This is a genomic window from Streptomyces sp. NPDC060209 (assembly GCF_042728155.1).
Classification (GTDB): Bacteria; Actinomycetota; Actinomycetes; order Streptomycetales; family Streptomycetaceae; genus Streptomyces.
Map to the genome: position 1 here is coordinate 1 of NZ_JBHWZS010000295.1, position 10,811 is coordinate 10,811.

General features: G+C 71.1%; 11 protein-coding genes. 5 read left to right on the forward strand and 6 right to left on the reverse strand.

Translation table 11 applies throughout. The annotated features are described in order from the left end of the window. Positions 1 to 5: 5 nt before the first annotated feature. From ACFWFI_RS35295 to ACFWFI_RS35310, 4 genes are all read right to left on the reverse strand, one after another. Entirely contained in the window at positions 6 to 995 is a 990-nt protein-coding gene (locus ACFWFI_RS35295) for an Acg family FMN-binding oxidoreductase (protein ID WP_387398456.1), read from the reverse strand. A 167-nt stretch (positions 996 to 1,162) separates the two neighbouring features. Next, positions 1,163 to 2,107 (reverse strand): DMT family transporter, encoded by a 945-nt coding sequence (locus ACFWFI_RS35300; protein ID WP_387398459.1) that lies wholly within the window; start codon positions 2,105 to 2,107, stop codon positions 1,163 to 1,165. A 44-nt stretch (positions 2,108 to 2,151) separates the two neighbouring features. Further along, a complete protein-coding gene (locus ACFWFI_RS35305) occupies positions 2,152 to 2,877 on the reverse strand; it encodes an ArsR/SmtB family transcription factor (protein ID WP_387398461.1) in 726 nt (241 codons plus the stop codon). 14 nt (positions 2,878 to 2,891) lie between these two features. Further along, positions 2,892 to 3,566, reverse strand: a complete 675-nt coding sequence (locus ACFWFI_RS35310; protein ID WP_387398463.1) for a TetR/AcrR family transcriptional regulator — start codon at positions 3,564 to 3,566, stop codon at positions 2,892 to 2,894. 65 nt (positions 3,567 to 3,631) lie between these two features. Between ACFWFI_RS35310 and ACFWFI_RS35315 the strand changes: the two genes are divergently transcribed. The 3 genes from ACFWFI_RS35315 (at position 3,632) to ACFWFI_RS35325 (ending at position 5,903) form a co-directional block, all read left to right on the forward strand. After that, positions 3,632 to 4,783 (forward strand): acyl-CoA dehydrogenase family protein, encoded by a 1,152-nt coding sequence (locus ACFWFI_RS35315; protein WP_387398465.1) that lies wholly within the window; start codon positions 3,632 to 3,634, stop codon positions 4,781 to 4,783. 121 nt (positions 4,784 to 4,904) lie between these two features. Continuing rightward, the gene (locus ACFWFI_RS35320) at positions 4,905 to 5,195 is read left to right on the forward strand and encodes a YiaA/YiaB family inner membrane protein (RefSeq protein ID WP_387398467.1); all 291 of its coding nucleotides are present in this window, start codon (positions 4,905 to 4,907) and stop codon (positions 5,193 to 5,195) included. Between the two features lie 84 nt (positions 5,196 to 5,279). Continuing rightward, complete coding sequence (locus tag ACFWFI_RS35325; RefSeq protein ID WP_387398469.1) at positions 5,280 to 5,903, forward strand: TetR/AcrR family transcriptional regulator; 624 nt, start codon at positions 5,280 to 5,282, stop codon at positions 5,901 to 5,903. 61 nt (positions 5,904 to 5,964) lie between these two features. On the opposite strand, the gene ACFWFI_RS35330 is transcribed toward ACFWFI_RS35325, so the two are convergent. Beyond that, positions 5,965 to 6,426, reverse strand: a complete 462-nt coding sequence (locus ACFWFI_RS35330) for a MaoC family dehydratase (protein ID WP_387398471.1) — start codon at positions 6,424 to 6,426, stop codon at positions 5,965 to 5,967. 157 nt (positions 6,427 to 6,583) lie between these two features. Between ACFWFI_RS35330 and soxR the strand changes: the two genes are divergently transcribed. After that, on the forward strand, positions 6,584 to 7,057 hold the full coding sequence (soxR, locus tag ACFWFI_RS35335; protein WP_387398473.1) for a redox-sensitive transcriptional activator SoxR: 474 nt from the start codon (positions 6,584 to 6,586) through the stop codon (positions 7,055 to 7,057). A gap of 42 nt (positions 7,058 to 7,099) precedes the next feature. On the opposite strand, the gene ACFWFI_RS35340 is transcribed toward soxR, so the two are convergent. Further along, a complete protein-coding gene (locus tag ACFWFI_RS35340) occupies positions 7,100 to 7,714 on the reverse strand; it encodes a hypothetical protein (protein ID WP_387398475.1) in 615 nt (204 codons plus the stop codon). 221 nt (positions 7,715 to 7,935) lie between these two features. On the opposite strand from ACFWFI_RS35340, the gene ACFWFI_RS35345 reads away from it, so the two are divergent. After that, positions 7,936 to 10,764 carry a penicillin acylase family protein gene (locus ACFWFI_RS35345; protein ID WP_387398477.1) on the forward strand — a complete coding sequence of 943 codons (2,829 nt, stop codon included), beginning with the start codon at positions 7,936 to 7,938 and terminating at the stop codon, positions 10,762 to 10,764. The last annotated feature ends 47 nt before the right edge of the window (positions 10,765 to 10,811 follow it).

A 10,811-nucleotide genomic window follows, 5' to 3' on the forward strand; every position in this document is an offset into this window, starting at 1 on the left:
CGGCCTCAGCCCCTCCCGGGGCGGACCACCTCGCTCAGCGGCCTGCGCGGCGAGACCGGAGGCTGTGCCGTCGCGTATCCCATCCGCAACACCATCTGCGGGTGCCCGTGGTGCGCGGCGCCGCTCGACACGTCCGGGCGCAGTTCGGCGTCCTCCAGAGGCTGGTTGGCGAACGAGGCGGCGATCCCGTGCCCGGTGGCTTCCAGCAGCAGCCTCTGCAGTGCCTGGCCGGCGGCGATCCACGAGCCGGGGACGTCGTCCGCCGTTTCCAGGACGGCCAGGTCCGGGTGCGGTTCGAAGGCCGCGCTCCCGCGCCCGGGCAGGTCGAGCCCTTCGGCCATGTCCCGAACCGGCGGGTCGTCGGGGAGTTCGCGCCGGGGTACGGGCCCGAGGTTGCCGACCGGAATGGCCGGCCGACCGGTCCGCGGGGAGAGCCGGGCGTCCCGGTCGTCCCGGACGGCCTCGTCCTCGGTCCACGTCGCGTGCCGTATCGACGTCAGCATCCGCTGGTACTCCGGCTCCCCGTCGAGGAGACGCAAGGTCGCCCCTTCGCGCCGAGCGGCGTCGTGCAGCAGTGCCAGCACGCCGGCGGGGATCCCCTCGGGCCGGAAGGGATAGCGGTTCGTACGGCGGCTGTCCACCCAGCGGTACAGCTCGTCCAGTGCCGGGTCGGGGGCGTCGTCGGTCGCGGTGACCCGTGCGACGAGCAGCGGGTCACCGGCATCGGGCAGTACCGACACCCGGGACCCGTGGCCCAGGCGTGCGAGTGCGACCCGGGAGTTGAACACCGCGGCCCCGCACGACAGCCGCACATCGCGTGCCGCGGACGCCGTAGGCATGGAGGCGTCGTGCGGATCCGCGTGCACCTCCAGCCCGTCGTCGGTGAGGACGAAGGACCACGGCTGGGTGTTGAACACCGACGGAGCGGCAGCCGCCGCGGCTGCCACGACGAGCTGTTCCGAAGCGTTGAGCATGGCGTGGCCGGTGTGCTGCATGAGTCGGTGACCTCCCGCGGGTTCGGCTGTGCGCGACGGCGGACCGTCCGCACTGATGTGACGTATCTCCCAGCATCCGACGTCGGCACGGCATGCGTGAGGGACCTCCGTCACCGGTCGGAGGGACTTCCGACCCGCCCGGCGGCGGGCCTTCGGGGCCGATGTCCTCAGGAGGCCGCAGCAGGGCCCGCGCCCTCGCGTACCCTGCGCGCACGGGTCCGCGAGACCGCGACGCCGGCCAGGCAGAGCAGCCCGCCGGCGACGGTGAGCAGCGCGGGCACCTCGTCGAGCAGCAGCCAGGACATCAGCACCACCAGCGCGGGCACCGCGTACGTCGTCGCGCCCATCCGGCCCGCGGTGGTGCGGGCCAGCGCGTAGGCCCAGGTGGTGAAGGCCAGCGCCGTCGGGAACACCCCGAGATAGATCATGTTCAGCGTGGCGGACAGGGGTGCGTCGGCCGCCTCGGAGACCAGTACGCCGGTGAACGGCAGGCAGGCGACCGTACCGATCAGGCAGCCGAACGTGGTGATCTGCAGCGGGGATCCGTGACGCAGCGCGGGCTTCTGGATGACCACCCCTCCCGCGTACGACAGAGCGGCCAGCAGGCACAGCACGACGCCGAGCACGGAGGAACTCCCGTGGCCGGACATGGAGAGACCGACGACGACGGCGCCCGCGAACGAGACCGCCATGCCCGTCAGGAGCCGGCGCGGCAGCCCTTCGCCGAGCAGCCTGGCACCCAGCAGCGCCATCAGGATCGGCCCGACGTTCACGATCATGGCCGCCGTACCCGCGTCGACCTGCTGCTCACCCCAGTTGAGTACGACCATGTAGAGCCCGAACCAGAGCAGCCCGGATCCGATGATGCCCGGCCAGGCCGCCCGGGACGGCAGTCCCTCGCGGCGCACGAGCAGGATCGCGCCGAGTGTCAGCGTGCCCGCGAGGAGCCGGCCCAGCGCCAGCGCCCCCGGCGAGTACGCCTCGCCCGCGCTGCGGATGGAGACGAATGCGGAGGCCCACAGGATGACTGTGGTGCACGCGGCGGCCGGGGCGCGCCAGTCGCGTTCGGAGGTGCCCGGCGCGGCGGGGCGCGCGGTCGGTGTCGTCGTCATGGACACGAAGGTAGGCCGGGAACGCTTCGGGTCCCACCGAATTGTCAGCACGCGTCAATGGTCGCCGGGTCGATGCCCAGATGCTCCGACAGGGCGCGCCGTCCGGCTGGGGTCGCCCGGACCGCTCTCCCCGTCCCGACCCGTTCGCACCATCCGGCGTCCAGCACGTGACGGCACAGGGCGGCACCCGAGGTCCCCGCCAGATGCGGCCGCCGCTCGGTCCAGTCCAGGCAGCCGCGCGCCAGGGGTCTCCGTGACGCGGTGCCGAGGGGGATGCCGAGTGAGCCGAACCATTCCAGGCCCTCCTCGGTCAGCGCGAAACCGGCGTCCTGCCGCAGGAGTCCGCGCTCGGTCATCGCGTCGGTGACGCGGATGCCGAGCCGCCCGGCGAGATGGTCGTAGCAGGTGCGCCCCCGGGCCAGCGCGTGCTGGAGGCTCGCCTCACGCAGCGTGCGCGGGGGAGTCCGGGTGCCGGGGTGGGCGTGAGCGGCCAGCTCCTCGATCAGCTGGGCGATCCGTTCGTCGGCGAGCCGCAGGTAGCGGTGGCGGCCCTGGCGTTCCTCGGCCAGCAGCCCGCCCGCGACCAGTTTGCCCAGATGCTCACTGGCCGTCGAGGGAGCCACCCCCGCGCCGCGGGCCAGCTCGCCGGCGGTCCAGGCCCGGCCGTCGAGCAGGGCCAGGCAGAAGGAGGCGCGGGTCTCGTCGGCGAGCAGGGCTGCCAGTGCGGCGAGCCTGGGTGCTGCCGGATCGTGCGGTGTCGTACGGGCCATGCGTCCAGGATGCGTCAGGCACCGTTCGGCGCGGGCCGAACCGTGCGGCCGCCGACCGTCTGCTCGTACTGCGACGCGAGGCCGTCCAGCAGGGCGCGCAGCCCGGTCTCGAAGGCACCCTCGTCGACCTGCTGGCGGCGGTCGGCCAGCAGATGTGCCTGGCCGAGGTGGGGGTAGTCGGCGGGGTCGTACGCCGTCTCGTCGTCGACGAAGCCGCGGGCGAAGGAGCCCAGCGCCGACCCGGTGATGAAGTAGCGCATCAGCGCGCCGATGTAGGTGGCCTGGGCGGGCGGCCAGCCGGCCCGGACCATGGCGCCGAAGACCGCGTCGGCGACCCGCAGGCCGGCGGGACGGCGGCCGGGCCCCTGGGCGAGCACCGGGACGATGTGCGGGTGCGCGGCGAGCGCCGCGCGGTAGGAGACGGCCCAGTCGTGCAGGGCGGCGGGCCAGTCGCGCGGGTCGCCCTCCTCGAACATCGACAGGTCGACCTGCGCGGACACGGCGTCGGCGACCGCGTCGAGGATCTCGTCCTTGTTCCGGAAGTGGTTGTAGAGCGAGGGCCCGCTCACTCCCAGCTCGGAGGCGAGACGGCGGGTCGAGACGGCGTCCAGCCCTTCGGCGTCGACGAGGGCGCTCGCCGCCTCGACGATGCGGTCTCTGCTGAGGAGGGGCTTGCGCGGTCGGGCCATGCGGCACATAGTAGGGCCTGCAAGCATAAAACTAGCAGTGCTAATTAAAAGTGGGGTGTCGCAGGATGAACCTGGAGCTGAGCGAGGAGCAGGACGCCGTCCGGCAGCTCGCCGAGGACTTCGTCGCACGGGAGATCACCCCGCATGTCGTCGAGTGGGACCGTGCCGAGAGTGTCGACAAGTCGATTGTGAAGAAGCTGGGCGCCCTCGGCTTCCTCGGGCTCACGATCCCGGAGGAGTACGGCGGTTCCGGTGGGGACCACCTCGCGTACTGCCTGGTGACCGAGGAGCTCGGCCGCGGTGACTCCTCGGTGCGCGGCATCGTGTCCGTCTCGCTCGGGCTGGTCGCCAAGACGATCACCTCCTGGGGCAGCGAGGAGCAGAAGCAGCAGTGGCTGCCGAGGCTCACCGCGGGCGAGGCCGTCGGCTGCTTCGGCCTCACGGAGCCGGGCACCGGCTCCGACGCGGGGAACCTGACCACCAGGGCCGTTCGCGACGGCGACGAATTCGTCATCAACGGCTCCAAGATGTTCATCACCAACGGGACCTGGGCCGACGTCGTGCTGCTCTTCGCCCGCACCGACGACACCCCGGGGCACCGGGGCATCTCCGCCTTCCTGGTGCCCGCGGACACCCCCGGCCTGACCCGGCGCACCATCCACGGCAAGCTCGGGCTGCGCGGCCAGGCCACGGCCGAGCTGGTGCTGGAGGATGTCCGGGTCCCCGCCTCCACCCTCATGGGCCCCGAAGGCAAGGGCTTCTCCATCGCCATGTCCGCCCTGGCCAAGGGCCGGATGTCGGTCGCGGCCGGCTGTGTCGGCATCGCGCAGGCCGCCCTGGACGCCGCCGTGCGCTACGCGGGCGAGCGTGAACAGTTCGGCAAGTCCATCGCGAGCTACCAGCTCGTCCAGGAGCTCATCAGCGACATCTCCGTGGACGTCGACGCCGCCCGCATGCTGACCTGGCGCGTCGCCGACCTCATCGACCGCGGCCAGGACTTCGCCACCGCGGCGTCCACGGCCAAGCTCTTCGCCTCCGAGGCCGCGGTCCGCGCGGCGAACAACGCCCTGCAGGTGTTCGGCGGCTACGGGTACATCGACGAGTACCCCGTGGGCAAGCTGGTCAGGGACGCCCGCGTGATGACCCTGTACGAGGGCACCAGCCAGATCCAGAAGCTCATCATCGGCCGCGCGCTGACGGGGGTCTCCGCCTTCTGAGGCTGCGGGGGCCTCCCGAACCTGCCGGGCCCTGCGGGCCGCCCCCGGCTCCTGATTCTGAGTACCGGGTGAGTACGCCGGCGGATACCGGCGTACGCCACCGCGCCGGATGCTGTGCGACATGAGTGAGACAACATCGGTCAAGCATCAGGGCACCGCCGCCTTCTACGGACAGGCCGTCCTCTCCTTCGGGGTGGCGATGGGCGCGGTGGCCCTCGGCATCTTCTTCCTCGACGCCGACGCCTGGGTGCGGGCCTTCCTCGCCATCGGCGTCCTCTATCTCGTCACCTCGTGCTTCACCCTCGCCAAGGTCATCAGGGACCGGCAGGAGGCGGGGCAGATCGTCAGCCGGGTCGACCAGGCCAGGCTGGAGAAGATCCTCGCCGAGCACGATCCCTTCCAGAAGCTCTGACGGTCTCACCCCACGAACGCTCTAAGCGCTTGCTCAGCTTCGCGGTATGGTGTTCGTCCTGCCAGCTGAAAGGGGCACGTGGCGATGAGCACGGCGGAGGAGACCGACGGCGAGAACACGCCGTGGAGCGAGGTGACGCCCGAAGCGGCCCGACGACTGCTCGTCGCCGCCGTGGAGGCGTTCGCCGAGCGTGGCTACCACGCGACCACCACCCGTGACATCGCCGGACGGGCCGGGATGAGCCCCGCCGCGCTCTACATCCACTACAAGACGAAGGAAGAGCTGCTCCACCGGATCAGCAGGATCGGCCATGACCGGGCCCTGCGTCTTCTGGAGACGGCGGCCGACAGCGGTGGCACGGCGTCCGACAGGCTCGCCGACGCCGTGCGGTCCTTCGTCCGCTGGCACGCCGAGCGCCACACCACGGCGCGCGTGGTGCAGTACGAACTGGAAGCCCTCGGCGACGAGCACCGCACCGAGATCGTGGCCCTGCGCAGGGAGACCGACGCCGTGGTGCGCCGGATCATCAGCGAAGGGGTCCGGGCGGGCGAGTTCGACGTCCCCGACGTCCCGGGCACCACGCTCGCCGTGCTGTCCCTCTGCATCGACGTGGCGCGCTGGTTCAACGCGCAGGGCAGCCGGACGCCCGAGGAGGTCGGCACCCTCTACGCGGACCTCGTCCTGCGCATGGTGGGCGCCCAGAAGTGAAGTGACGCCGGGCCCCCCCGGGGGCCCGGCGTCACTCCGCACCGTCGGAGGTGTCCGCGGCTCAGAAGTAGTAGCGCGACACCGACTCCGCGACGCAGGCCGGCTTGTCGCCGCCCTCGCGCTCGATGGTGACGAGGGCGGTCACCTGCACACCGCCGCCCGCCTCCTCGACGTTCTTGAGCACGGCCGTGGCGCGCAGTCGCGAGCCCACCGGGACGGTCGAGGGGAAACGGACCTTGTTGGTCCCGTAGTTGATGCCCATCTTCGTGTTCTCGACCTGCAGGATCTGCGGGACGAGCACCGGCAGCAGCGACAGCGTCAGATAGCCGTGCGCGATCGTCGTGCCGAAGGGGCCGGCCGCGGCGCGCTCCGGGTCCACGTGGATCCACTGGTGGTCACCGGTGGCCTCGGCGAACTGGTCGATCCTCTTCTGATCGATCTCCAGCCAATCGCTGTGCCCGAGCTCCTGGCCCACCCCGTCCCGCAGCTCCTGTGCGGACGTGAAGATCTTCGGCTCTGCCATGTTCGTGGTCCCTGCCTTCCGGCTGTCGGCCGCCCTCTCCGGGGCGATGTCTAAGCGCTTGCTCAGCATGGTTGGACCGCGCGTCCCTGTCAACGACGGACCGGCCGGTTCTCGAAGTGGCGGCAGAGGCCGGGGCGCCACCATTAGGGTTGGGGGAGTGCCGCAGATCCCGCAGTCATACCAAGAACTCACCGTCGGTCAGCTCTCCGCCCGTAGTGGCGCCGCGGTGTCGGCCCTGCACTTCTACGAGGCCAAGGGCCTGATCAGCAGCAGCCGCACCAGCGGCAACCAGCGCCGCTACACCAGGGACGCGCTGCGCCGTGTGGCGTTCGTCCGGGCGGCGCAGCGGGTGGGTATCCCGCTCGCCACCGTCAGGGAGGCGCTGGCCGAGCTGCCGGAGGAGCGCACACCGAACCACGAGGACTGGGCCCGGCTCTCCCGGGCGTGGCGCTCGGAGCTGGACGAGCGCATCAAGCAGCTGGGGCGGCTGCGTGACCACCTCACCGACTGCATCGGCTGCGGATGCCTGTCGCTGGAGACCTGTGTGCTGTCCAACCCGGACGACGTCTTCGGTGACCGGATGACCGGGTCGCGACTGATGCCCGAGCGGGGCGCGGCGGACCGCTCCTGAGTGCGCCCCCGCTCCGGCCGGTCACTCCGTGACCCGTGCGCCTCAGGCGGCCGACGCTGTCAGATCCCTCGTCCGTGCTCCTCGGGCCCTGCTGAGCGCTCCCGCCGTCAGGACGGGCCGGGGGACCACGATGCCGCAGCCCGTGCAGACCGGACCGGCCCATGGTTCGCGGTCCAGGTCCTGCCGCCAGATGATGCCGGTTCCCGTGCAGACCGGGCACGCGGCGCCGGGCTTCGCGCCGAGGGCCGCGATGAGCCGTCCCAGGACCTCGGCCAGGGGTGCGCTCGGATGGACCCCCGGATCGCCGCAGTGGGCGATCCCGTTGCCGCCCCAGGTCCGCCGGTGCCAGTCGTCGAATCTGCCGGGCCTCCGCAGCCCGTCGTGCTTCTCGCGGCGCCGCCGTTCGGCGAAGCCCGCCTCGTAGGCGAGCCAGACGGCCCGCGCCTCCTCCAGTTCCTCCAGCGCGCGGGTCAGGCGCACCGGGTCGGGGGCCCGGTCCTCGGGCTCGATCCCGTGCCGGGCGCACAGATGATCCCAGGTCGCCCGGTGACCGTACGGGGCGAATCTCTCCAGGCATTTGCGCAGCGAGTACCGCCGCAAAGCCAGATCACCCCGCGGATCGCGGACCTGTCTCGCAAGACTCCGGAAACCGGCCATGGCACTGCCACCTCCGTCGCTCGTACTTCGGCGTCAAGGGATGGACGTACGACTGCCCGATTCGGCTCCATCCAAGGGTGAAATGCGTCCACGGACTGAGACGGGCCAAGTGAGGCCGTGTATCGGCGTGTGGTGATTCAGAAAAAGTGACTGATGTTCATCTTACCGGCGGGGCATACCGCCAGTAACCTCCGGCGCATCGGCCACCCGGAGGAGCACGCATGCCCCCACGCACCCGCACGCTCAGAGCCGCCACAGTCGCGGCCGTTCTCGCTCTCGGTACGTCCCTGCTCGCCTCGGCGCCCAGCGCCGGAGCGGCGGAGCCGGAGCCCCTCGCCGTCACCGACCACTGCGCAAGCCAGTGCGCGGACATCCTGCCGCCCGGCGAGAACGGCAACGCGACGCTCGTCGAGATCCTCGGCAACAAGGCGTTCGGTACCCATCCAGCGCACAGCGACGACCAGCTCGACCGCTACAGCGGACTGGTCGCCGGCCATACGAGCCTCACCGACCAGAAGCTGACCGACTTCTTCAACGACGCCTCCTTCGGGGTCGCCGCCGACCAGGTCGAGTCAGTGACGAAGCCGCGCGAGGACGTCACGATCACCCGTGACAAGAAGAGCGGCGTACCCCACATCAAGGGCACCACGCGCTACGGCACCGAGTTCGGCGCGGGGTTCGCCGCCGGGCAGGACCGGCTGTGGCTGATGGACCTCTTCCGGCACATCGGGCGCGGCGAGCTGACCTCCTTCGCCGGAGGAGCGCTGGCCAACCAGGGCCTGGAGCAGCAGTTCTGGCCTCAGGCCCCGTACACCGAGGCGGATCTCGAGGCCCAGGTCGAGTGGATCAGGACCACCGAGGGCGCGCGCGGCGAGCAGGCGATGGCTGACGCGCAGGCCTACATCGACGGGATCAACTCCTACCGCGAGAAGTCGAAGAAGGGCCGCTACTTCCCGGGTGAGTACGTCCTCACCGGCAAGATCGACTCCATCACCAACGTGGGCGAGATCCAGCCGTTCAAGCTGACCGACCTGATCTCGATCGCCTCGGTCGTCGGCGGACAGTTCGGCGGGGGAGGCGGCGGTGAGGTCCAGGCCGCGCTCTCGCTGCTCTCCGCCCAGCAGAAGTACGGCGTGGAGGAGGGCACCCGGGTCTGGGAGTCCTTCCGCCAGCGCAACGACCCCGAGGCCGTCCTCACCGTCCACGACGGCACTTCGTTCCCCTACGCGGGCAAGCCCGACAACGCCCGGGGCGCCGCCCTTCCCGATCCGGGCTCGGTCACCCCGGAACCGCTGATCCACGACCGCACCGGCTCGGCCGGCACGGACAGGAAGACCCCGGTGAAGGCGCCGGCCGCCCTCGCCCCCCTCCAGGGCATGTACGACGACGGCGTGATCCCGGAGGGCTCCCTGCCCGGAACCGGTGACGGCGCCCAGAAGCGCGGGATGTCCAACGCCCTCCTGGTGTCCGGCAAGCACACCGCGAGCGGCAACCCGATCGCCGTCATGGGCCCCCAGACCGGCTACTTCGCCCCGCAGCTGATGATGCTCCAGGAGCTCCAGGGTCCGGGCATCAGCGCCCGCGGGGTCTCCTTCGCGGGTGTCGGCATGTACATCCAGATGGGCCGCGGCCAGGACTACGCCTGGAGCGCGACCTCCGCGGCCCAGGACATCACCGACACCTACGCGGTCGAGCTCTGCGAACCCGACGGCTCCACGCCCACCAAGGACTCCACGCACTACCGCGACGACGGCGCCTGCACGGCCATGGAGAAGCTGGAGCGCACCAACTCCTGGAAGCCCACAGTCGCCGACTCCACCGCCAAGGGCTCCTACCGGATGCAGGTGTGGCGCACGGACTACGGCATCGTCACCCACCGCGCCACGGTGGGCGGCAAGCCGGTCGCGTACACCTCGCTGCGCACCACCTACCGGCACGAGGCCGACTCGATCATCGGCTTCCAGCTGCTCAACGACCCGGCGTACGTGACGGACGCGGCCTCCTTCCAGCAGGCGGCGAGCAATATCGACTACGCCTTCAACTGGTTCTACGCCGACTCGCGCACCGCGGCGTTCTACAACAGCGGCATGAACCCGGTGCGTGCTGCCGGGGTGGACGCCGCGCTGCCGGTCAAGGCCGAGAAGGCGTACGAGTGGCGGGGCTACGACCCGGCGGCCAACACCACCGACTACACCCCGTTCGCCGAACACCCGCAGTCCATCGGCCAGGACTACTACATCTCCTGGAACAACCGTCAGGCCAAGGACTACTCCACCGCCGCGTTCGGCTTCGGCGCGGTGCACCGGGGCGACCTGCTCGACGACAGGGTGTCCGAACTGGTGGCGGACGGCGGGGTGACCCGCGCCTCCCTCACCCGCGCCATGGAGGAGGCCGCCCTCACCGATCTGCGCGGCGAGCAACTGCTGCCCGAGCTCCTGAAGGTGCTGCGCTCCCAGCCGGTCACCGACCCGGAGCTCAACGCGGTGGTCCAGCAGCTCGATTCGTGGCGGGCCGCCGGGGCGCAGCGCAAGGAGACCAGCCCGGGATCGCACACGTACACGCACGCCGACGCGGTACGGATCATGGACGCGTGGTGGCCGAAGCTGGTCGAGGCGGAGTTCCGGCCCGGCCTGGGCGACAGCCTCTACACGGCGCTGACCGCGAGCCTGGCCACCGACGAGTCCCCGGCCGCGAGCCACGGGCCGAGCGGGGCGCACAGCGGCTCCGCGTTCCAGTACGGCTGGTGGGGCTTCGCCGACAAGGACCTGCGCCAGGTCCTCGGACAGTCCGTCAAGGGCCCTCTGGCGAAGACGTACTGCGGCAACGGCGACCTGAGCGCCTGCCGCTCCGCTCTGCTCGGCACCCTGAAGGAGGCGGCGGCCGTACCCGCGACGACGGTCTACCCGGGTGACGACAGCTGCAAGGCCGGTGAGCAGTGGTGCACCGACACGATCGTCCACCGTCCGCTGGGCGGGATCTCGCAGAAGTCGATCCACTGGCAGAACCGGCCGACGTACCAGCAGGTCGTGGAATTCCCCTCGCACCGCTGAGTCCGCCGGCCGTCCTCGACCGCCGTACGGGCCGGGTTCTCCCGGCC

Bases quoted from the DNA above. Each gene is read 5' to 3' on its own strand.
- ACFWFI_RS35345 (WP_387398477.1), top strand. From the start codon at position 7,936: ATGCCCCCACGCACCCGCACGCTCAGAGCCGCCACAGTCGCGGCCGTT.
- ACFWFI_RS35340 (WP_387398475.1), bottom strand. From the start codon at position 7,714: ATGGCCGGTTTCCGGAGTCTTGCGAGACAGGTCCGCGATCCGCGGGGT.
- ACFWFI_RS35325 (WP_387398469.1), top strand. From the start codon at position 5,280: ATGAGCACGGCGGAGGAGACCGACGGCGAGAACACGCCGTGGAGCGAG.
- ACFWFI_RS35295 (WP_387398456.1), bottom strand. From the start codon at position 995: ATGCAGCACACCGGCCACGCCATGCTCAACGCTTCGGAACAGCTCGTC.
- ACFWFI_RS35300 (WP_387398459.1), bottom strand. From the start codon at position 2,107: ATGACGACGACACCGACCGCGCGCCCCGCCGCGCCGGGCACCTCCGAA.
- ACFWFI_RS35315 (WP_387398465.1), top strand. From the start codon at position 3,632: ATGAACCTGGAGCTGAGCGAGGAGCAGGACGCCGTCCGGCAGCTCGCC.
- ACFWFI_RS35305 (WP_387398461.1), bottom strand. From the start codon at position 2,877: ATGGCCCGTACGACACCGCACGATCCGGCAGCACCCAGGCTCGCCGCA.
- ACFWFI_RS35330 (WP_387398471.1), bottom strand. From the start codon at position 6,426: ATGGCAGAGCCGAAGATCTTCACGTCCGCACAGGAGCTGCGGGACGGG.
- ACFWFI_RS35320 (WP_387398467.1), top strand. From the start codon at position 4,905: ATGAGTGAGACAACATCGGTCAAGCATCAGGGCACCGCCGCCTTCTAC.
- ACFWFI_RS35310 (WP_387398463.1), bottom strand. From the start codon at position 3,566: ATGGCCCGACCGCGCAAGCCCCTCCTCAGCAGAGACCGCATCGTCGAG.